Origin of the sequence: Vibrio mytili (genome assembly GCF_000830505.1) — a bacterium.
GTDB classification, from domain to species: Bacteria; Pseudomonadota; Gammaproteobacteria; order Enterobacterales; family Vibrionaceae; genus Vibrio; species Vibrio mytili.
This window is the reverse complement of sequence record NZ_JXOK01000037.1, coordinates 87,606-110,798: the sequence shown is the minus strand read 5'-3', so window position 1 is coordinate 110,798 and position 23,193 is coordinate 87,606. Positions and strand designations below refer to the sequence as shown.

At 43.3% G+C, this 23,193-nt stretch carries 18 protein-coding genes; 6 read left to right on the top strand and 12 right to left on the bottom strand.

Translation table 11 applies throughout. The features are described 5' to 3' along the window. Nucleotides 1-412 precede the first annotated feature (412 nt). Complete coding sequence (locus SU60_RS10580) at nucleotides 413-817, bottom strand: hypothetical protein (RefSeq protein ID WP_041155475.1); 405 nt, start codon at nucleotides 815-817, stop codon at nucleotides 413-415. Between the two features lie 248 nt (nucleotides 818-1,065). On the opposite strand from SU60_RS10580, the gene SU60_RS10575 reads away from it, so the two are divergent. Further along, nucleotides 1,066-1,734 carry a DUF2982 domain-containing protein gene (locus SU60_RS10575; protein WP_041155474.1) on the top strand — a complete coding sequence of 223 codons (669 nt, stop codon included), beginning with the start codon at nucleotides 1,066-1,068 and terminating at the stop codon, nucleotides 1,732-1,734. Between the two features lie 79 nt (nucleotides 1,735-1,813). Here the strand turns inward: SU60_RS10575 and SU60_RS10570 are convergent, their stop codons facing one another. From SU60_RS10570 to gyrA, 10 genes are all read right to left on the bottom strand, one after another. Further along, a complete protein-coding gene (locus tag SU60_RS10570) occupies nucleotides 1,814-2,470 on the bottom strand; it encodes an MBL fold metallo-hydrolase (RefSeq protein ID WP_041155473.1) in 657 nt (218 codons plus the stop codon). 75 nt (nucleotides 2,471-2,545) lie between these two features. Then, on the bottom strand, nucleotides 2,546-3,094 hold the full coding sequence (gene mepK, locus SU60_RS10565; RefSeq protein ID WP_041155551.1) for a peptidoglycan L,D-endopeptidase MepK: 549 nt from the start codon (nucleotides 3,092-3,094) through the stop codon (nucleotides 2,546-2,548). Nucleotides 3,095-3,446: 352 nt separating this feature from the next. Then, on the bottom strand, nucleotides 3,447-5,009 hold the full coding sequence (locus tag SU60_RS10560; protein WP_041155472.1) for a L,D-transpeptidase family protein: 1,563 nt from the start codon (nucleotides 5,007-5,009) through the stop codon (nucleotides 3,447-3,449). Between the two features lie 131 nt (nucleotides 5,010-5,140). After that, nucleotides 5,141-6,223 carry a DUF1513 domain-containing protein gene (locus SU60_RS10555; protein ID WP_041155471.1) on the bottom strand — a complete coding sequence of 361 codons (1,083 nt, stop codon included), beginning with the start codon at nucleotides 6,221-6,223 and terminating at the stop codon, nucleotides 5,141-5,143. Further along, nucleotides 6,204-7,241: an imelysin family protein gene (locus SU60_RS10550; protein ID WP_041155470.1), complete on the bottom strand. Its 1,038-nt coding sequence runs from the start codon at nucleotides 7,239-7,241 to the stop codon at nucleotides 6,204-6,206. The genes SU60_RS10555 and SU60_RS10550 overlap by 20 nt, the downstream gene beginning before the upstream one ends. A gap of 10 nt (nucleotides 7,242-7,251) precedes the next feature. Next, nucleotides 7,252-8,649 (bottom strand): di-heme oxidoreductase family protein, encoded by a 1,398-nt coding sequence (locus SU60_RS10545; RefSeq protein WP_041155469.1) that lies wholly within the window; start codon nucleotides 8,647-8,649, stop codon nucleotides 7,252-7,254. A 158-nt stretch (nucleotides 8,650-8,807) separates the two neighbouring features. Next, entirely contained in the window at nucleotides 8,808-10,070 is a 1,263-nt protein-coding gene (locus SU60_RS10540; protein ID WP_041155468.1) for an imelysin family protein, read from the bottom strand. A gap of 174 nt (nucleotides 10,071-10,244) precedes the next feature. Further along, entirely contained in the window at nucleotides 10,245-10,841 is a 597-nt protein-coding gene (locus SU60_RS10535; protein ID WP_041155467.1) for a GTP cyclohydrolase II, read from the bottom strand. 1,525 nt (nucleotides 10,842-12,366) lie between these two features. Then, nucleotides 12,367-12,624 (bottom strand): DNA gyrase C-terminal beta-propeller domain-containing protein, encoded by a 258-nt coding sequence (locus tag SU60_RS22910; RefSeq protein ID WP_425337376.1) that lies wholly within the window; start codon nucleotides 12,622-12,624, stop codon nucleotides 12,367-12,369. After that, nucleotides 12,621-15,077 carry a DNA gyrase subunit A gene (gene gyrA / locus SU60_RS10525; RefSeq protein ID WP_425337375.1) on the bottom strand — a complete coding sequence of 819 codons (2,457 nt, stop codon included), beginning with the start codon at nucleotides 15,075-15,077 and terminating at the stop codon, nucleotides 12,621-12,623. The genes SU60_RS22910 and gyrA overlap by 4 nt, the downstream gene beginning before the upstream one ends. A gap of 311 nt (nucleotides 15,078-15,388) precedes the next feature. On the opposite strand from gyrA, the gene ubiG reads away from it, so the two are divergent. The 4 genes from ubiG (at nucleotide 15,389) to yfaE (ending at nucleotide 20,372) form a co-directional block, all read left to right on the top strand. Then, nucleotides 15,389-16,096 carry a bifunctional 2-polyprenyl-6-hydroxyphenol methylase/3-demethylubiquinol 3-O-methyltransferase UbiG gene (gene ubiG / locus SU60_RS10520; RefSeq protein WP_041155465.1) on the top strand — a complete coding sequence of 236 codons (708 nt, stop codon included), beginning with the start codon at nucleotides 15,389-15,391 and terminating at the stop codon, nucleotides 16,094-16,096. 501 nt (nucleotides 16,097-16,597) lie between these two features. Continuing rightward, entirely contained in the window at nucleotides 16,598-18,880 is a 2,283-nt protein-coding gene (gene nrdA / locus SU60_RS10515; protein WP_041155464.1) for a class 1a ribonucleoside-diphosphate reductase subunit alpha, read from the top strand. Between the two features lie 80 nt (nucleotides 18,881-18,960). After that, entirely contained in the window at nucleotides 18,961-20,094 is a 1,134-nt protein-coding gene (gene nrdB / locus SU60_RS10510) for a class Ia ribonucleoside-diphosphate reductase subunit beta (protein ID WP_041155463.1), read from the top strand. Beyond that, the gene (yfaE, locus tag SU60_RS10505) at nucleotides 20,094-20,372 is read left to right on the top strand and encodes a class I ribonucleotide reductase maintenance protein YfaE (protein ID WP_041155462.1); all 279 of its coding nucleotides are present in this window, start codon (nucleotides 20,094-20,096) and stop codon (nucleotides 20,370-20,372) included. The genes nrdB and yfaE overlap by 1 nt, the downstream gene beginning before the upstream one ends. 77 nt (nucleotides 20,373-20,449) lie before the next feature. On the opposite strand, the gene SU60_RS10500 is transcribed toward yfaE, so the two are convergent. Continuing rightward, entirely contained in the window at nucleotides 20,450-21,682 is a 1,233-nt protein-coding gene (locus SU60_RS10500) for a molybdopterin-binding protein (RefSeq protein WP_041155461.1), read from the bottom strand. Nucleotides 21,683-22,057: 375 nt separating this feature from the next. Here SU60_RS10500 and SU60_RS10495 point away from each other — a divergent pair, with 375 nt between their 5' ends. Beyond that, complete coding sequence (locus tag SU60_RS10495; protein ID WP_041155550.1) at nucleotides 22,058-22,960, top strand: DUF3943 domain-containing protein; 903 nt, start codon at nucleotides 22,058-22,060, stop codon at nucleotides 22,958-22,960. The last annotated feature ends 233 nt before the right edge of the window (nucleotides 22,961-23,193 follow it).

Genomic DNA, 23,193 nt, shown 5'->3' with positions numbered 1-23,193 from the left:
CACCGCCACCCTAGTGTGAAAAGAACAATATCGGATCAGGCCATTGTGAAAACTCGAAGTAACTTGGAACTAAAGATGTAACAAGATTGTTGAATTAGATATGGGGAGGAACACGCAACATCACTTGACCGCGATACACGTTTTAGACAATAGTATTAAGTATTAATACGTAAGATTTTCACCCAAGAATAAATTAAACGAATAATATTAATGAATTAAAAATAGCGAATATGACTTTGATCGGGAAACTACGTACGTATTATTCTTATGATAAATTTACACAATATTTAACGAAATGTGACAAAGACCGTGCCGATTCCGTTACACTTTATTAAGTGATGAAAAGCAATAAGCAAAAAAATACCCCGAAATAATTCGAGGTATTTTTTACAAAAAAGCATCTAAGCAGTGATTAAACGGCTTTATAAATAACTTTATTACCTGCTAATTGCTCTTTTTGAACTAGGTTTTCTTCAAGAAGCTTCTTCAGTGCACCCGTCGCCCAAGACGCAGCTTTGGCATCTTCTTGACCCGCAGCTAAACCAATACCTTTAGGATTAATACCTTCTGCATTAGCTAAAACGATGTCTAGCACTTGTTGCTGCTTCGGGGTCAACGCTACGTCAACAGTTTTTGCTGCAGCAACTTTCTTCTCAGCTACCACTTTCTCCGCAACAGTTTTCTCTACAACAGAAGCTGCTGCCGCTTTTTCAACAACAGGCTTCGCTGATTTGTGTACTTCAGCAATGTTTGCCACTGTCGCTTTAATGCGTTTTTGCAATTTCATTTGCACTTTACGCTTATGAGCAAGTCTCATTGAATATTTCTCCAGTTCACTGCATCTCAGCAGGGATGAAAATTTGAAGCGCGTTTTATACCAAAATTCACAGGCAATTTGTAGGTTTTTGCGGCGAAACGCGATGAAAAATGCGCTCCTAGCGCAGAACGTCTACTATTTAATCAAGTGTTTTGTGAACGGATTTATTGAATACTGGGTATAAAAACAGAGGGATCAACGCTTAGAGAGAATCAAGATTTTCGCTCACGATCATTAGGGGAAGAAGTATGCAAACGCAACATTTGACCAATTCTCACTTTAGACCAGGCTCCCGTCTTACTAGGTTCACGTTATTCCTTGCCGCTGCCATTACCCTATTTCTCGTGGTTATCTCCCCCGGATGGAAACAAGCGATGATGTCCGTCATATTAATGGCAACCATCGTAGGTATTGCCGCATTTGTAATCAAAAAGAGTCAGGTTACGTTTACTCTCACCGCCACACATTTTCAACAACACCTTTTCAAAGGGGGATGGGTTGTTCGATGGCGTAACATTGAATCGATTGGTATATGTACTTATCAACAAGAAGGCTGGCATCAGCCCTTACCTTGGATTGGCATACGCCTCAAACATTACTCTCCATACCTCGATGGAATATGCCCTCGTATCGCGACCGAAATACTACTAAGTCAACGAGCCCTATTGTATTTGGGAGCAAAACAGAGTAACCGAGAAGACAGCTTTGAGGATATCGTGCTTGATCAGAAACCATACATTAACAGCGAGGGAAAACGTTATGGCGGCTTACTCGCGATGCTGGCCAACCGAATGCAATATCAAAGAGCATTCTATGGCTATGACGTGTTTATTTCTGCCAATGACTTAGACAGAGAAGCGGATGATTTTGTTGGTTTGACTCGGCGCTATCTTGCAGCCGCCGAGCCAGACGAATGATAAAACTAGTGCTAAAGCACTTCATTCATATAAAGTCACAGAATCAATATAAAAGCACTGCGTTAATATGAATATCAAATTAATACAGCGGCATCTCATCTGCGACAAATGGGTTAGTTTTCCTTTCATGTCCAAACGTTGATTGAGGACCGTGGCCCGGCACAAAGGTGACATCGTTACCTAGCGGCCATAGTTTCTCTTTGATCGAACTGATCAAGGTATTAAAGTCACCTTGAGGAAAGTCGGTTCGACCAATACTGCCGTTAAACAACACGTCTCCCACAAATGCCAATCTTGATTCTTCACTGTACAGTATGACGTGACCTGGAGTATGGCCCGGAGTATGAATCACATTTAGCACTTGATTGCCAAACGTGACAGTGTCACCTTCATTTAACCACTGATTAGGTTCAAACGCCTCTGTCAAAGGAAAACCAAACATTTGGCTTTGTCCTTCTAACCCTTGCAACCAAAAATTATCCGCTTTATGTGGCCCTATAATCTCGATTCCACCAAGCATTGCTGCAAGAGGCTCTGTCCCGCCAACATGGTCTAAGTGTCCGTGGGTCAGCACCAAATTAACCACGTCCACCCCTAGCTCTTTGATTAACACTGCAAGCTGCTTTTCATCACCACCTGGGTCAATAACAACGCCTTTCATTGTTTCATCACACCAGACAATAGAACAGTTTTGAGAAAACGGTGTCACTGGGACAACTTGATATTTCAGAGCCATAAAACATTTACAACCAAAAAAATTAAAACTTAAGCAACTATGACACTAACCCCTAGGGACTTCAAGAGTTCATGCTTACCACGAGCGCACCGGCCCCGTATCAATATGAACGAAGTTGCTACCTGGGTAATAACCAACCCCTCCCGCTTTAAGACTCAGCGCCGCATCACGTACTGTTGAAAGCTTGACCCCGTCTAAACGAAAATCAATGGCTTTCCCTTGCATATGCAGGCTTTTCTTTGCCACACGAGAAGAACCCTTGCGCAGCGATGCGTTCGTTGCAGGTGAACGATAACCGGAGATAACAATCACTTCAGACTCACGACCAATGAGCTTTTGGATTTGACTTAACTGGTCAAACAAACCTTTATCCATTTTATGGACTTCATTTCTACGATGATCGCGACAAAACTGATTCAGCTTTTGTAATTCACCATCAACATACTCTTTACCATTGAAGTAACAGCTTTCAAGTAACTCGCCAGTGTTAAGGTTATTCATGGCTAATATTCTTGGCTCTTGTGGTCGAGATGCCCAAGCCACAGTCGGCATAGTAGACGCTAATACGACACCACCCGCCGTTATTTTGAGGAAATCTCGACGAGAGAAATTACGACTTACCATATAAAAACATCGCTCAATAACCATACAAACGGCGAACGTTATCCCAAATCCTTGTTTTGATCAATTTCACGACCGTAATATTAATCACAGTAAATATGTGGCTAGAAATAGCGCAGGAACATGACTTTTAATAAGGCTGCACTCTCGATAAGTCGTTATTCTAAAGCCAAAAAAATGTCACAGCTAGTGCTCACTAAAACCAGCTAGAATGATCGGTTGTTTACTAAGATGGGTGTCATCACTAGTACAAACAAATCGAGATGTCGCGGGTTAGTGATTGACAGACAAATAAATTTTTCAAATGTAAATTTTTGGCAATTTTTAAACTCGTTGAGATTGCATCCGGTTCTTATTAGCCGTTGTGGTCGTAATGATAAATATCATCGCCATAGTAAAGTGTGCCATCTTCTAACCACGCAGTTTGATAGATAATGTGCACCGGAATACGCTCACCTAACGGTACTGATGTGGTTGATAATCGGGCACTCTCTCGCTTCTTAGCTAATCGTTCTTCCAAGCCTTGGGCTTTAAACAAAAGTTCTGCGAACTGATCAGCATTCTCTACTCGCACACATCCAGAGCTAAACGCTCTCCTATCGGACTCAAATAGATTTTTACTTGGCGTATCGTGAAGATATATCGCCTGTGCATTAGGCATATTGAACTTGTATAGTCCCAACGCATTATTGCTCCCCGCGGCTTGTTGCATACGATAAGGAAAGGACCTCGGGTTCACAGCAGCCCAATTAATGGTTGTAGGATCAATAACCTCACGCGAATTCCATGATCGAATGATTTGTATATTATTGTGTATCAAATACATGGGATTACGTTTTACTTTGGGAATAATATCTTTCACCATGATTTTCCATGGGACGTTCCAAGTTGGATTAAGGACAACCGATACCATAGAGCCAGTCATAATAGGGGTTTTTCTAGAAGACTTACCAACAACCACTTTCGATTCAAAAAGTGGTTGCCCATCATGCCAGTACGTCACTTCATACCTAGGCACGTTAACAAATACGACATTGTCTCGCTCTTTAGCCCAAATTCTTGATCGCTCAGAATTTAGCGCTAAAAGATACAGGCGCTGTTTAGGCGAAAAATTAATCCATCGAATGGTGTTCGGCCCGATCACTCCGTCTTGCTTCAGTCCATGTATACGTTGAAAGGCTTTCACTGCTAGTTCGGTATTCTCATCATAAATCAAAAGATTGCGGTCCAAGTCGCTGATATCCACACCAACAACTGCCATCCGTTCTAACAGAACTGATTTATTGACTAATGCATCTCCAACACGCAACAAACCTTCCTGTTCGTACTGTGGATACTGATATTGGGAATGCTCTAACAAAGAAGTGTATGCAGTATTAAATGCAGCATCGATTTGCAAAGGTGAGCGTAAACCAGCTAAGAACTGATCTAGCTTACCCACTGTTATCTCATTACTTAAGGTCGAAAGCGTATTAATACTCGGGGCGGGAAAAGTCACATCATGCGCATTTGCAAACAACCAATTGACGCCTTGTGTTGGCAGTTGTTCTAAATAACTTAAATACAAAAGAAGGGAATCAGTCATCACCAAATCGAAATCAAGAGTATCACCTTGCCATCTAACCTGGTTTATTCGATGAAGTTGGTTATCAAACTCTTCTGATACCTCTGCCATTGCGACAAGATTTAGTTGAAAAATCAACTGCTCAACATCGCTTTCACTTTGCCAGTTCAAACGGTAGTGAGTACTTTGATAAAGTTGATCGACCACCACTGGATAATGAATCATTTTTTCGATAGACAGCTGCGCCACAGCCCCTTCTTGCTGTGTTTTACCATCAGCCGCAAGAGAAACCACAGTAGAAAAGCTGCAAAACGGCACTAAAAGTGCCGTTAATAGTAGAACTCTAGCAAACACTAAAAACAATCCTTTCGCTATTTTCCTCTATAGAAGTATGGCAAAGATCTGCTCACATGTTGGCTTAAAATAAAAAATTTCATTTAAGTACAACTGACACACTCATCAGTTATCCAGGGTCGTTTTCTTAGTCATACAATTTTTGTCCAATGATTATCCCATTGCACTCCGCTGTTTAAGCTATTGTTGAACTCTGTAGGCTTTTGCTTCACCACTTTCCCAGCCCCGGAACTAATACGAAATTCGTCCCCATACATGACAACGCCAGATGCGTCTGGTAAGGCATTCAACTCTACCAATTTACCCGTTTTTTTTGACCAAATACCATAGCAACTTCCCGGCGGTGACGTGGCTAATATCCAATCTTTTGTCGCTGCAATACTGGCAATGTAATGATTAAAACGCGCCCACTCTTCAGGCTCTGCACTCAAGGCTATCATATCGGAACCACGGGTGTGCATCGCGATAAGTGGTGGATATTCATCCGGCTCACCGCGGTATTGCTGTCCACACAACACCGTTTCCAAACCATCATGCGCCAAATGACGAATGCTCAACTTATGATCAGACAGAGAGACTTGATCAAGCAGTTTCCCCTCTGCCGACAGGTAGCTTAAACTTGGCTGCATATTTTCTAAGTTCAGCGGCACTCGTCCGTTAGTATGAACACCGCCTACGCCAATTGCTAATACACCATCGGGCATCATTATGACTTCGTGAGGACCAATACCAAATCCCGTCAGTTCATCTATTTTTTTATATTGTTGCTTTACATCGTAAACACCAATTATCCCACGACTGCTCTGCCTTTCCCCTTCAGTGGCAAACAAATAATTACCATCATGAGAGTACACACCATGACCATAAAAGTGACGTTTTTCTTGCGCGAGTTGTAACCGAATGAGTTGCTCAGTTCGATAGTCGAACGCCATAAAAAAGGTTCCTGGGCGACGTCCAAACACCACAGCATGACCATGTTGATTGGTTGCGACACCATGGCCACGATCCGGAATCGGTAGTTTTGAAATGGGAATGCCGTTCTCATCAGCAACCACCGCTGCAAATTTATCACGACCAATGATCGAGCACCCTATGAGCGAAGGTTGACGGGTAGACGTCGTAGCACACCCAAAAGGTAAAATCGGAACCGATACGCTACACAAGGCTGCTTTGAGTAAATTCCTTCGAGTTTGATCAGTCACCATCTGTTGCATTAAATCCTATTACTACGCCAAGCTCTATTGCGACCTCTTCATGAATGAGGTACTTCAGTTGTTCTAATTTATTATACTGTGCTAACACCGTTCGATAGCCATCGACACTTTGCAGCTCGTTAAACAAGCTAGTTTCCTTAGGCCAGGTATCAACGACCATTTGAAACTGACGAGAGACCCGATCAGCCAACGCTTCTTTCCTCTGCTCTCGAAGTAACGCATCTAATCCTTTACCCTCGGCAAAATATAATGTTTGCATACTGAGTAGATTTGCTTTCAAATTCGCTAGGGATGTACCTGAGCGCCACGATTCAGCGAAGTAAGGTCTCGGGTGACCAATTTTCGCCAGCGGTCGACTCAGCTTTTTCATGCTGTAATCAAGCTGATTTGATAACAATGAGATATACTCTGACTCCCACTCTATCTTTGTCATCGACTTCCACGGATTTCGTTGCCAAGCTTCCGCGATGGCTTGAGCGGTGTTCTGTAAGTTTTGTGCAATAGCAACGCTTGTATTGCAGGTGTTAATGTTACTGTCAAGCGTCGACGACGTATCATAAAGTAACCATTCAAGTGCCCCTAATCCCTGGACAGTAACACTCTGCGTCGAGATTTGTTTAGCATCCCAGATCTGATCACTGTTACTTAGCACTGACATTTTTCGTCCAGTAGTGTTCTTTTTATCAGGCCAAAACTGAACGTTCCAACTCTGCTCTAAGGCTTTTGATGGCCCTCGTTCTTGTCCCTGAAGCCCCATCCAGGCACGCATGGTTTCATGCCATTGCAGCTTGACTTCAGATTGGTCTTTACTGCCGCTGCCACAGTAAGCACTAAAAGCTTTTCTTAGCTCAACAGTCTGCTGCAAAAAAACACTGGCGTGCTGATACTCAACTTCATACACGTTTTGCGAGATATGATTTGTTTTTTCAGCTTGATTCATTTCTGAACTCAATGTGGACTGGCAACCAGTCAGCCCGACTGCAATCACTATTGAGTAAATTAGGTCACTCTTTTTCACAATCCAATCCTTATAAAGAGTTTAAAAATGCAACTAGAGCTTCACGCTCATTTTTACTCAAAGCCAAGACTTTCTGCTTAGCTGCTTCCGCTTCACCACCATGCCAAAGCACCGCTTCCAATACATTGCGTGCTCGCCCATCATGTAAATAGAACGTGTGACCATTAACTTCTTCGGTATACCCGATGCCCCAAAGAGGTGGAGTTCGCCACTCACGGCCGCTTGCTCGATATTCTGGTCGATTGTCTGCTAGGCCATCCCCCATGTCGTGCAGGAGTAAATCGGTATAAGGGTGGATATCTTGCTCCGACAGCGCTGGTAATCCTGACCTTTTAGCCGTTTTCACATTGGTTTTGTGGCAACTTTCGCAGCCCGACTCAGCGAAAATCTTTTGCCCCAATTGAACCTGTGGGTCGTCCATATTTCGTCGAATTGGCACCGCTAAATGCTGACTATAGAATTCGACAAAATCTAGAATGTTCTGACTGACCTCATGCTGACCTCCGTTAGGCAACGCATTACATAACGGTTGTTTAGAAGTGCAATTCTCACTTGGGAATAAATGACTTGTCAGACCTACATCACCATTGAAAGCCGCAGCGTTCTGCTGCATTAAAGTTGGCTGACCAGCTTTCCAGCCAAATCGACCAATGGAAAAGTCCCCTTTTTCTATATTCCAGACTTTGTTCACTTTCCCAGAAATACCATCTTTATCGAGATCGTCTTCATCAGCCCATGAAAGTAACGTGTCTTCAGGAATACTTTCGAGAAGACCTAACCCGATCATAGGCGGTGCCACGCGAGCTGACATTTCTGTATCAGGGTGCATGTCGCCATAACCCAGATCTATGATCTTCAATGTAGGTTTGCGTAAGACCACTTCCGTGCCATCGTGAAATTGCACTGGCACTGGCGTATACGAGATGGAAATTTTGCCTTCTGGTGTTTGATCTTGTAGTGCGAAGTCTTGTAGTTGACCACCATAAGTCGGCTCTGGTATTCCACCATTCAAGATATAAGCTTTCTTTTGCTCTGGCGTGACAGCAGGGATACTCAAGCGCACTAGCATCGAGACAGCATGAATGTCTCCCGCTTCCGGTGGATGCCCTCGACCATCTTTAATATGACAGTTTTGGCACCCATTGGTATTAAATAATGGCCCGAGACCATCTCTTGCGTCCGTCGACGCTGGGGCTTGCACCCAAGGATTTCTAAAGAAACTGTTCCCGACACTGAAGTCTAATCGCTTACTCATAGGTAAATTAGCAGCAGGAAGAGAGTAGGCATTAGCCCCCTCTTTTTTGACGCTAGTTTTGCCACCAGAGCGCAGATCATAGGCGGACGCTGAAAACGAAAACGCTGCCGTTAGCACTGCAGCTAAATGAAGGTAATAAATAGAAGGCTTCATATCATTGCTCTTAAAGAATGGATAACAACGAGCTCAAAACAACTAAGGGCTCTGCGGGAGAGCCCTTATATACTCAAGATACAAAATTCAGAGGGCGAGTTTTATTTTCTTGCAGTTGGTATACATTGTTTTGATTAGCATTATTTTTCTAGTTTTGCTTAAAACTCGTGATCAGCAGTATCTGGACTGAGGCTATCGATACCAATGATACCAGCAGCTCGTTCAATGGCACTGGTTTGTGCAACAAGAGACATAATCGTTTCATTGACTAGAGCATTGCCCTTTGCATTTCCAGAAGCGATCAGCTGATCAAAGTGTTGATTGTTCTTTTCGGCAGATGATACCAACTTACCGACCTGTGTGCGGGTGGTATCAAACTGTTTTTGAATCTCTTGCGCCGCTTTTTCGTCCGTTTGTGCGACTAAATCCGCAATGCTTGGACCAGATAGTATCGAGCCATCTTGGCGCTTGTAGTCACCTGTATAAACGTTGTAGATGCCCTGCTCATTGTAGTAGTGGGAATTGTGCGTATTATCAGAGAAACAATCATGTTCATCCTCTGTCGAATTAGCTTCCAGAGCAACTTTCATACGCTCACCCGCTAATTCTCCTAGAGACAAAGAACCCATCCCAAATAGCATCTTACGTAAACCATTTTCAGCCGAGTCACTGATTAACTCCTGACGGTAGTTATCTTTTACTTCTGACGACCACTGCTTTTCCATCCACTCTAAATCTTGAACCAGTAGCTCAGCAGCCGCTTTCAGATACTCGCCACGACGGTCACAATGATCATTCGTACATTCAGAACCAATGACAAAATCGGTGTATGCACGTTGACCAGCGCCTGCATTGGTACCATTCAAATCTTGTCCCCAAAGCAGGAACTCTATGGCGTGGTACCCAGACGCAACGTTCGCTTCCGAGCCACCCACTTCGTTTAAGTCCGCGATTAACGTTGGAGTGATGGTTGATACATCAAGTTCTGTAGAACCAATAGTAAGTTGCTTATTTGCCACGATATTTGCTGTTGCACCTTCGTTACCAAGCTCATATTGGTAATCTGATGCAACGTAGTCGATTAATCCTTCATCTAGAGGCCATGCATTCAGTTGACCTTCCCAGTCATCGACGATGGCGTTACCGAAACGGAATACTTCAGACTGTTGATAAGGCACGCGAGAGTCAAGCCAAGCTTGTTTAACTTCTTCTAACTTGACAGCAGAAGGGGCTTTAAGAAAATCACCAATCTTGGCGTTAAGTACGTTAGCGGTTGTCAACGAATCAGCAAACACAGCGTGAGCAACGTCTGCATAGTGTTCTACAACTTGCTGTTGCGTGACGCGAGCAGCAGCGACACTACTACTCGCTATAAAAAGTGATGCGGCGATAGATTGAACCAGAACTGTTTTTGCATTCATTAAAAGCGTCCTTGTTGAGCATACATTTTTGTAATTAGTAGTGCTAATTATTATCATTTGCACTCTGGTCGCTAGATAATACAAACTTACAATTTTTTTTCAACTTTAGTTACAAAAAAAGCCTCATCTGTGTGAGGCTTTTAACATGAATAACGGACTGTCTGTCTACATCAGTCAGACTTTTAAATTGTGCTTACCGTGCGAAACTTTTGCTTTAAGGTAATTTTCATTGCCATCTTTGATGTGCGCAGCAGTATTCACAACCTCAGAAATTTGAATTCCGTATTCCGCTAGTTCGCGAATTTTCTTAGGATTATTGGTGACAAGACGAATATTGTTTATCCCCAATGCTTCTAGCATTTGAGCGGCTTCAGTGAAATCTCGTAGATCATCACCGAAACCCAAATGGTTATTCGCTTCGTAAGTATTCATTCCCTGACTTTGCAGAAGATATGCATCAATTTTGTTATACAAACCAATGCCACGCCCTTCTTGACGCAAATATAGGATGATCCCCCCGGATTTGCCCATAAGCTGAATTGTTTCTTCCAACTGTTCACCACAGTCGCACCGAGAGGAATGGAAAACATCACCGGTCAGACACTCAGAATGCATTCGCACCAAAGGGGTGTCTTGGGTCTGGTCCGCTTGTTTAAAAACAATCGCCACATGTTCTTTATCCGTTTTAAGACCACGGAAAGAAAGGATTTCGGCATCAATATTACTTTTAGCCCCGACTTTAAAATCTACTCTGGCACGTACTTCCGCCATATCTCTACTCACTCGATTTACTGCTTGATGCGCTTTACATTATCCATACAAGTTAACAAATGGTCACTTGTGTCGTCAGAAGTCTCATTAACAGCGTCTTCAATAAAACAAATGCTTATCGAAAAGCTTGCCCTATTCTTGAGACTTTACTAGGCGATTTCTAACCATTCATCTTCTGTGATTGGTACAACCATGCCACGCATTATCTGATTTTTAATTTGCTGGGCTTGGCTTTGTGCGTCTTCATCATCGCATTAATGGGATTAACTTGTTGCTCTCAACTATGGGGTTTGAATCAACACTTTTCAATATTGAGAATACCACAGAATGAAAGAACAAACCTATTCCAAGCGGCTTACCCATCTAGGTTAACGGGCTCATCTTTACGCTCACTAAATGTTATAATATAACATTTATGTAAAACTACAATAAAAAAACCTCAGACAATGATGTCTGAGGTTATTAAAAGGTTTGCTAACGATAAGGGTAATCAATGTGTCTGATTGCGTTTCCAAACGGTAAGCTCTATCCACGCGGATTCCAGCTCTTGGATTTCCTCATCACTTAAAACGTTGAGAGTTGACGTAACTTGAGGCAACTTCGGTGTCTGCAATGCACGAAGATGCGCATAAAAGTCCTTCTTTAACTGCGATATAACTGAGTCCACTGCATATACCTACTTAGTTCTTGAGCTATTACTTTCCAGCTAAAATATTTTACTGTGTAAAGTGTTGGAACCTTCATAAATTCCAAAAAATAATACCACTCTACATTCTCTTTGCACAGACTACTTCATATTGTGGAAGGATAGTCACATAAAATAATTTAAGTATTAATATTTTCCCATGCCGAACAAATACATAATAAAGAAAAAGGGGATAAACTTACAGGCTGTAAGATTAAGACTCTAAAGTTACTAAGTTAAATTGCGATTCATCATACACAATGCGTTCAATAGCATATAGTCGGCCAGCCTTAAGAAACGAATAGGCCAGCGACCTTACAACCCCTAGGGTCTGTTGACCTTTCGAGCCGTGTTTTGCTGTAGTCCGATAGATATTGAAATGTCTTTATTCATCAGAATCGAACCGTGCAACAAAATAGTTGTATTGAGCATGCCTCTATGTATTTTCGAAAATCCTTACCTGTTCAATATATAACCAACCCTAAATATAATCGCTATTTGCTTATCATTATTATTCTCTTATAACTGTTCTTTTCTTAGCATTATTTCTTTGCTCACAAGCACTGTTTTTGCTTTACCGATTCCCGCATAATTATACCAATCGTAGTAAGTAACTGGTCATTCTAGCTTGTTAAAATACTCGATAACTTCGTTACAATTTTTGATTGTAGAATAACTACTTATCGAAAAATTGCGTCTTGTTCTCAAGCATTTTTCCTGCGCTATTTCTGAACACTTATTTACTGTGATTGGTATTACCAATGCTATTTGAGTTATCACGAGATACAAAAAAGCCGAACGTATAACGTTCGGCCTTTAGATTAAGAATAACAGTACGGTTTACTCTGGGGCATCCTCAGCTGAATCATCCGCTGCTGGAGCCTCAGGCGATTGCTGTTCTGCTTCCGATTCCGCTGCTTCGATCGCTTCACCTTCTGGTAAGTCTGCGTCTTCAACTTCATCGATACGTTGCAAACCTACAACTGATTCATCTTCGGCTGTGCGGATGAGCGTGACACCTTGCGTGTTACGACCAACTTGGCTTACTTCACCAACACGGGTACGTACAAGGGTACCTGCATCAGTGATCATCATCATCTCTCGCCTTCTTCCACTTGGATAGCGCCGACAACTGGGCCATTACGCTCAGAGACTTTGATGGATACAACACCCTGTGTACCACGACCTTTAGTCGGATATTCATTGAGTGCTGTACGTTTACCGTAACCGTTTTCCGTAACCGTAAGGATATCACCTTCGTTTGATGGAACGATGAGTGATACAACTTGGTCATTTTCAGCCAGTTTCATACCACGAACACCGGAGGCAGTACGGCCCATAGGACGAACGCCTTTAAACTTAAATTCTGGTTGACCGTTTTCATCTAGAATCGGGTTACCATTTTCATCAAGCACTGGAATCTCTTCTGCTTCTTTAAAGCGAACCACTTTACCCGCTTTAGAGAACAGCATGATTTCGTTTTCGCCGTTGGTGATATCCACACCAATCAACGAATCTTCGTCACGTAGGTTTACCGCAATAAGACCATTTGAACGCACGTTAGCAAACTGGTTCAACGGTGTTTTCTTAACCGTACCATCACCCGTTGCCATAAAGATGAATTTGTCTTCAGAGAATTCATCAACACGCAAGATCGCGGTAATACGTTCGCCATCTTCAAGAGGTAATATATTGACGATCGGTTTGCCACGCGCCGTACGGCTTGCAAGCGGCAGTTGGTAAACTTTGAGTCGGTAAGTTTTACCACGAGTCGAGAAACATAAGATGTTATCGTGTGTGTTTGCCACTAGAAGACGATCGATGTGGTCTTCATCTTTCATCTTAGTGGCACTCTTACCTTTACCACCGCGGCGTTGAGACTCGTAATCACTCAGTACTTGATATTTAACGTAACCACCGTGAGACAGAGTAACCACCACATCTTCACGCGCGATAAGCTCTTCCATGTCAATGTCATGGCTAGCTGCGGTAATCTCAGTACGACGCTCATCACCATAGCCTTCACGAACGGCTTCAAGCTCTTCACGAATGACTTCCATCAAACGTTCTGTGCTTGAGAGAATGTGCATCAGCTCAGCAATTTCTTCGAGAAGCGATTTGTATTCATCTAGAATCTTCTCGTGCTCCAAGCCTGTCAGTCTGTGTAGACGTAGTTCCAGAATGGCTTGTGCTTGTTGCTCAGTCAGGAAGTACTGTCCATCACGAATGCCATATTCAGGTTCGAGCCACTCTGGACGAGCAGCATCAGTACCAGCACGCTCAAGCATTGATGCTACGTTGCCTAGATCCCAACCACGAGCAATAAGGCCCGCTTTCGCTTCCGCAGGTGTTGGTGCCTTACGGATAAGCTCAATGATTTCATCGATATTGGCTAATGCAAGTGCCAAACCTTCAAGGATATGAGCACGCTCACGAGCTTTGCGCAATTCGAAAATCGTACGGCGAGTCACGACTTCACGACGGTGATCCACGAAACACTTCAACATATCTTTTAAGTTGAATAGCTGTGGCTGACCATTGTTCAGCGCAACCATGTTAATGCCGAAAGTCGTTTGCAGCTGAGTTTGAGCGTAAAGGTTATTCAGAACCACTTCGCCCACCGCATCACGCTTACATTCGATAACGATACGCATACCGTCTTTATCGGACTCATCGCGCAGCGCACTGATGCCTTCAACTTTCTTATCTTTAACCAGCTCCGCAATCTTTTCGATCAAGCGAGCTTTGTTGACTTGGTAAGGGATTTCAGTGACGACAATGGTTTCCTTACCATTCTTCTCCACTTCGATATCCGCTTTAGAACGCATGTAGATTTTACCGCGACCCGTTTTGTACGCGTCTACAATGCCTTTACGACCACTGATAAGTGCTGCCGTAGGGAAGTCTGGACCAGGGATGTAATCCATCAATTCATCAATAGTGACGTCTTCATTATCGATGTATGCCAGGCAACCATCAATCACTTCGCCAAGGTTATGTGGCGGGATGTTGGTTGCCATACCTACCGCGATACCGGAAGCACCGTTGACCAATAGGTTTGGAATTTTAGTTGGAAGAACCGCAGGGATCTGCTCGGTACCGTCATAGTTTGGTACGTAATCTACGGTTTCTTTATCTAAGTCAGCCAGAAGTTCATGGGCAATTTTTGCCATACGTACTTCGGTGTAACGCATTGCTGCAGCAGAGTCGCCATCGATTGAGCCAAAGTTACCTTGGCCATCGACCAGCATGTAACGTAATGAGAACGGCTGAGCCATACGTACGATAGTGTCGTACACAGCACTATCACCATGTGGGTGATATTTACCGATTACGTCGCCGACAACACGGGCTGATTTTTTATATGGTTTGTTCCAATCGTTGCCTAGTACGTTCATCGCGAATAAAACGCGGCGGTGTACTGGTTTTAGGCCATCACGCACATCTGGAAGAGCACGACCAACGATGACTGACATCGCGTAGTCTAGGTATGAACCCCTAAGCTCATCTTCTATGTTTACGGGCGTGATCTCTTTAGCTAAATCGCTCATAGAGCCATTATCCCTCTATTATCTGATCGTAATTACGATACGTGTAAGGTGCAAAAATATAACACACAATTTGTCACTTCGGCATTACTTTCCCTCTCCTTTTATCAGGTTGTGAGCTTTGTTGAGATTCAAATGTCGAGAATTTGCACACTCGTGTGATATCTTTCTGATAAGTGGTTACATTTCAGCCAATGTTGATAAAAATGCCTCTCCAACAGAGCAAAACGGAGATTAATCAGTTTAATCCTCATAAAACGTTAGCGTATACTAATCGCCATCAAAGGAATCAGATTGAATGCAGTAAAACCATTATGACCAAAGCACAAAACGTCGACCCTAGTGAAATCAAAAAATTTGAAGAGATGGCCTCTCGTTGGTGGGATTTAGAAGGTGAATTCAAACCACTCCATCAGATTAACCCTCTTCGTCTGAACTATGTACTTGAAAAAGCAGATGGCTTGTTTGGTAAGCACGCACTCGATGTTGGTTGTGGTGGTGGTATTCTTGCCGAGAGCATGGCAAAAGAAGGCGCGATTGTCACAGGGTTGGATATGGGCAAAGAACCGCTGGAAGTTGCACGGCTTCATGCACTGGAAACAGGAACGAAGCTGACGTATATCCAGACGACGATTGAAGACCATGCGGCAGAAAATCCAGCAAGCTACGATGTGGTTACCTGTATGGAAATGCTAGAGCATGTTCCCGATCCACTTTCGGTGATCCGTTCTTGTGCTGCATTAGTCAAACCGGGTGGTCATGTTTTCTTTTCAACACTGAACCGAAACATTAAATCATATCTATTTGCAATCGTTGGTGCAGAGAAGTTACTTAAGATCGTCCCTGAAGGGACCCACGAACATGATAAGTTCATCAAACCGGCAGAAATGATGAAAATGATTGACCAGACAGACCTGACCGAGCTTGGCATTACAGGTTTGCACTACAACCCTCTGACCGACAGTTACAAGCTGGGTCGTAATGTTGACGTCAACTACATCATTCATACGACTAAATTTTGAGTCTCTTTAAGTCAATAGTCGTAGTTTAGTTTCCACCGAAGTTCAAAGGAATAGTGAGTAAGCGGTAGCACAAAGCTACCGTTTTTTTGTTGCTTTTTTTTACAAATTTCGTGTTGTAGATTCCATTTTCGACACGCCGTATTTCGCTAGAAAAAACACTCAAAGATCAAGGAAAATATTTTTTACTGCGGTTATTTATAAACCAATCTAAAAACACAGCTTTTATCCAAGCAAGTGTGCCCTTTTCTCATCGGTTAGTATCCACTTACTGAAAATTTTAATTTCCAGAGTTATCCACAAGTCATCCAAAACCTGTGACTTGATCAATCTGTAAAACAGCACTATCTTGTAACTCGCAAACAAGTGAGCCCCTATATGTTGTGTTTAGACTACAATATATAGATAGACTTTGATCACAGAGCCAACGCAAGTATTACATGCCTTGCACATAAACAAACAAAAATACGGCTTTAATCAGTTTTCTTAGGGAAATAAAGCATAATGAACCAACAACTAACTGTCACAAAGCGTGATGGCCGCAAAGAAAGCATTGATCTGGATAAGATTCACCGCGTTATCACATGGGCTGCAGAAGGTCTACACAACGTTTCTGTCTCTCAGGTAGAACTCCGCGCTCACATCCAGTTTTATGACGGCATTACAACGTCAGATATTCATGAAACCATCATTAAGTCTGCAGCCGATCTTATCTCAGAAGAAACACCGGATTACCAATACCTAGCCGCACGACTAGCGGTATTCCATCTACGTAAAAAAGCTTACGGTCAATATGAGCCACCTACGCTGTACAACCACGTAGCACGCCTCGTTGACATGGGTAAGTATGATAAGCATATTCTAGAAGACTATACACAAGCCGAACTTGAAGAACTCAACTCGTATATTGATCACAAACGTGACCTTAACTTCTCTTACGCTGCGGTAAAACAGCTAGAAGGTAAGTACTTTGTACAAAACCGTGTGACGGGCCAAATCTACGAAAGTGCTCAGTTCTTATACATTCTTGTGGCGGCATGTCTATTCGCAAAATACCCAAAAGAGACGCGTCTTGATTACATCAAGCGTTTCTACGATGCGACGTCTACATTCAAAATTTCTTTACCGACACCTATCATGTCTGGTGTGCGTACGCCTACCCGTCAGTTCAGTTCATGCGTACTGATCGAATGTGGCGACAGCCTTGATTCCATCAACGCAACTGCGAGCTCAATTGTTCGTTACGTTTCTCAACGTGCTGGTATTGGTATTAACGCTGGTCGCATCCGTGCTCTTGGTTCGGAAATCCGTGGTGGTGAAGCGTTCCATACAGGCTGTATCCCGTTCTACAAGTATTTCCAAACGGCCGTCAAATGTTGCTCCCAAGGTGGTGTGCGCGGCGGTGCTGCCACCGTGTTCTACCCAATGTGGCACGGTGAAGCACGTTCACTATTGGTTCTGAAGAACAACCGCGGCGTTGAAGAGAACCGTGTTCGTCACATGGATTACGGCGTTCAGTTGAACAAACTGATGTACCAGCGTTTGGTTGAAGGTGGCAACATCACACTGTTTTCACCATCTGACGTCCCTGGGCTTTACGATGCGTTTTTCGAAAACCAAGTTGAATTCGAACGCCTTTACGTTAAATACGAAAACGATCCTTCAATTAAGAAGGAAACGGTCAAAGCCATTGAGATGTTCTCGCTATTAATGCAAGAGCGAGCTTCGACTGGCCGTATTTACATTCAGAACGTGGATCACTGTAATACCCACAGTCCATTCGATTCTGAAGTTGCACCGGTTCGTCAATCGAATCTATGTCTAGAGATTGCGCTACCAACGAAGCCGCTATCTAACGTCGAAGACAATGAAGGTGAAATTGCACTGTGTACGCTTTCTGCTTTCAACTTGGGGTCAATTAAGTCTTTGGATGACTTCGAAGAACTGTCTGATCTGGTAGTACGTGCTCTCGATGCATTGCTTGATTACCAAGATTACCCACTACCAGCTGCATACAAGTCGACTATGAACCGTCGTACGCTAGGTGTTGGTGTGATCAACTTTGCGTATTACCTAGCGAAAAATGGTGTGAAGTACTCAGACGGCAGCGCAAATGGCCTGACTCACCGTACCTTTGAAGCGATGCAGTACTACCTATTGAAAGCTTCAGTGGCACTGGCAAAAGAGCAAGGTAAATGTCCATCGTTCGACGAGACGAACTACGCGAAAGGCCTACTGCCAATTGATACGTACAAAAAAGATATCGATCTCATTTGTGACGAAGAATTACACTACGACTGGGATGGGCTTCGTAAAGAGATTATGGAGCATGGCTTACGTAACTCGACCCTGACAGCCCTGATGCCTTCAGAGACTTCTTCGCAGATTTCTAACGCGACTAACGGCATCGAGCCACCGCGTGGTTACGTATCGGTAAAAGCATCAAAAGATGGTATTTTGAAGCAAGTTGTTCCAGAATTTGCTGAGCTGAAAAACAACTACGAGCTACTTTGGAACATCGGTTCTAATGATGGTTATCTGCACCTCGTTGGTATCATGCAGAAGTTCGTAGACCAAGCGATCTCAGCCAATACAAACTACGACCCATCACGCTACGAGACTGGCAAGGTTCCAATGAAGAAACTGCTTCAAGACCTCCTGACTGCGTACAAGTTTGGTGTGAAGACACTTTACTACCACAACACCCGTGATGGTGCGAAGGATGAACAGAAAGATGCAGTTCAGCCGGAAGAAGAAGATTGCGCAGGCGGCGGTTGTAAGATTTAATCTTCACCACCCTGACTACTCGTAGAAATAGAATATCGAAAACCTCCCCAAGTGGGAGGTTTAAAAGGAATTGAGGCATTATGGCTTACAGTACTTTTAACCAAAACAAAAATGACCAGCTAAAGGAACCAATGTTCCTAGGTCAATCAGTAAACGTTGCTCGTTACGACCAACAAAAATTCGAAATCTTCGAAAAACTGATCGAAAAACAGCTCTCTTTTTTCTGGCGTCCAGAAGAGGTAGACGTATCGAGCGATCGCATCGACTACAACAAACTGCCAGATCATGAGAAGCACATCTTCATTTCTAATTTGAAGTACCAAACGCTTCTGGATTCTATCCAAGGCCGTAGCCCAAACGTGGCTTTGCTTCCTCTGGTTTCTTTACCAGAGTTAGAAACGTGGATTGAAACTTGGTCGTTCTCTGAAACAATCCACTCTCGTTCATACACGCATATCATTCGCAATATCGTCAATGACCCAGGCGTGGTATTTGATGATATCGTTGAAAACGAACACATCCTGAAGCGTGCGGGTGACATCGCGCATTACTATGATGACCTAATCCAAATGACTAACGACTACCATCGCTACGGTGAAGGTGAGCATGTCATTAATGGTGAGACAGTCAACATCAGCTTGCACGATCTGAAAAAGAAACTGTACGTCTGTCTAATGTCGGTCAACGCGTTAGAAGCTATTCGTTTCTACGTGAGTTTCGCTTGCTCATTTGCTTTCGCTGAACGTGAGTTAATGGAAGGTAACGCGAAAATCATCAAACTGATTGCACGTGATGAAGCGCTGCATTTAAACGGCACCCAGCACATGATCAACCTGCTACGTAACGGTCAGGATGACTTCTCGTTTATGCAAATCGCAGAAGAAGCGAAACAAGAGTGTTTCGATTTGTTTAAGAATGCGGCTGAGCAAGAAAAAGAATGGGCAGAATACTTGTTTAAAGATGGTTCAATGATTGGCTTGAACAAAGACATTTTAAGTCAATACGTTGAATACATCACCAACATCAGAATGAGCGCGGTCGGACTTCCCGCTGCTTATCCAGAAGCAACGTCAAACCCGATTCCATGGATCAATGCTTGGTTATCTTCTGACAACGTTCAGGTCGCACCGCAAGAGGCTGAAATCTCGTCTTACCTTGTTGGTCAAATTGATAATGAAGTCCGCTCAGATGACTTTGAAGGATTTGAGCTGTAATGCCGACACTCAAAATCAACAAACTTATTAGCATCGAATCCAACCCTTCTAATACGATTTTGGAAACAATGGAGCAAGCTGGCTTACTACCAGAATACAACTGCCGAGACGGTCACTGTGGGGCATGTCGCTGCAAGTTGGAATCCGGAGAAGTCGAGTATGTTGGTTTTGCGATGGCCTACACACAAGGGGATGAAATCCTTCCTTGTATTTGTAAGGCAAAATCAAACTTGTCACTCAGTGGCGTGAACTACGTTATGAAAGAAAAGCGCGCATAACGCCACTGATGAAGCGCAAACTAAAAAGCCAAGGCAATTGAATTGTCTTGGCTTTTTTTGTCGTGTTCTAATATCAATTAGAGCGCACTGCTAGGAATATGCATTTGTTTCACACTTTCCAATGACGAGTAGTGAGCAAACATAGGCTTACGTTCTAAGTAACGACGAAGTAAATCTAGTGCCGCGACACTGATCAGTTTGACAAGGTCATCGCGTTGATAATTTCTCGATAATTTATAGCCAGCCCCCCACTCTCCTTCTGGTGTAGACAATGCGACAGAAAAAAGACCATCCTCAATAACGCCAGTGGCTAATGACAAATCGGTACCACACTTTTCTCGAGTCGCGCCCGCCAAAGCAAATACAGCGGCTAAGAGATCACCTTCATTACTCAGTTTTTGGCCTCCATTTGGCAATATCCAACCATGTCCAAGTTGATTCGCTGTTTTCTCGTCCCTGTTTAACCAATAGGTCAGATAGCCAGCACTGCTTTTTTCTGACACAGACACAGTCAAATCTTTATCAGTCAGCAATTGTCCTACATGCTCGACCATAGGTAAATCGACACTGACGGTGTTGGACTCCAAATGTTTGTGAATCAATTGCATCAGCTTCGCACGCTGCTCAAACTGGTCACTAGGGCCAAAAAGCTTGACTTCAATGAAAGGCATATAAGAACGGTAGCCGAGCTCATAACCTTGCGGCAACTTGATGGGATCGAGTTTGTCGGAGATGACCGACTCGGAGAGACCAAATGTGTAAATGCGACTGCACGATGCCCCTTGCACTTCAGGAAACGTACGCTTGAGATCGGGTAAAATCTGCGTCTCGGCCATAAGCTTAAACTCACTTGGCACACCAGGAGTAAAATAGAAAACCGCATCGTTAATCAGCATCTTAAAGCCACAGGCTGTACCAATAGGGTTATCTAGTATTTCGGCGGTTTCAGGAAGCATCGCTTGTTTGAGATTGCTATCTGGCATTGGAATGCCACGGCGAGAATAAATCCCTTCCAAATGAGTTAACCACTCTTTAAACAATATTAATTTGCATTCAGCTGCTTTTGCCGCCGCAGCCGCACTCATATCATCTGTCGTTGGGCCTAATCCACCATTAACAATAACGATATCATTGTTAAAACTCAGCATTAAAAACTCTTCTGTTAAAGCAGAGAGTTTGTCGCCCACCGTAGAGCGTTTCGTTAGACCAAATCCGTGTTGATAAAACAAACTCGACATCCAAGCCGCGTTTGTATCAACAATATCACCATGAAGGACTTCTTCACCGGTACTAAGCATTGCTATTTTCACAACTGACTCCTGAAAGCAAATATACTCACTTCACTTCTCGATAGTTATTCAGCGAAAGTTATGCGTCGTCAGGGAGGGCTTCAACCTGTCCACTCCGGTATGAAACAACGACTAAATAAGATAACTATCCCTATCGTTATTTACTTCGAACTGACGCGTTTATGAAACACTGAATATTGCATCTAGAGCTTACGTGAGTATAAATTTATTCTTATTTTCGATACTCATTCTGAATTTTGTTTATTAAACTCATTGCTCAGTCTTCTAATTTGAATGGACTGAAAGTCTGTAGTTTAAATGACCACGCTTTTAAGGGATAATTAAATGTTAATTTATCCCATGATTCAATCGGAGACCTTTGTGGCGAAATCATCCATGTATAAGAACATTCTCGCAGGCCTTTGCGTACTTGTATCCACTTCAGCAAACGCCAGCCAATATGACCAAAGCCGTCACATCGAGTTTTCTTACACGCCTGATTGCCTTTCAGGTTACTGCGAAACAACAACGCTGTATACCCTCGCAGCGCAAAATCGCCACCTGGCAGATGAGCTAAATAATCCTGATACGCTCGACCTTGATGCGCAGACCCAAGGTAAGCATACCATTGTGCCACAAGACAAGGATTGGGATTATCTGATGGGACAAACCTACACTATCCTTGGATTGAGCGTTGCCACTGTGGGTCTAATGACATTCTTACCAGAAAGCGTCACCAAGTGGGATGAAGAAGATCGTGATATGAGCGAGTTAGGTAAAAAGTGGAGAGACAACGTATCTAAAGGGCCGGTTTGGGACCGTGATGAACACGTTCTTAATTATGTCATGCATCCCTATTTTGGCGGTGTTTACTATACCGCGGCGCGTCATGCAGGGTACAACGAATTTGAGTCCTACTTATATTCTGCAACCATGTCAGCATTTTTCTGGGAATATGGTGTTGAAGCATTTGCCGAAATACCCTCGTGGCAAGACCTGTTTATCACTCCATTTTTTGGCGCTGTGGTTGGTGAAATGATGCTAAGTACGGAGCAGGATATTATCGATAATGGTGGCACGGTTTTAGGCTCCGAAACTGTAGGGGATGTGTCTCTGTTCTTTCTTAACCCTGTGGGTCATGTCCATCACTGGGTAACACATGCATGGGGTGGCAGCGCCGATCTACAATTTAGTTCTTCACCTTGGTTTGGCAATCAAGACATCGCTAAGTTTGCCTTAGACGCGGGTGCTAACTATGACAGACAGTTCTACGGTGTCGAAATGAAAGTGACGTTCTAAGGCGTATTTGCGTCATGTAGACGTATCCATATTGGTATCATAAAGCAGCCCTGAGGCTGCTTTTTTTTGCCCTACTTACCGCTTTTGTTATTGATATATCGAATTAGCTTAAAAAATTGACCTTTGTCAAACAACTCTGTTGAATAGCACCTACACTAAATAAAAGGATTTATTCCAATAACTTAAGCGATGCGTTTACTCGTTACACGTACCGCGGGCAAACCTTTCCTAGG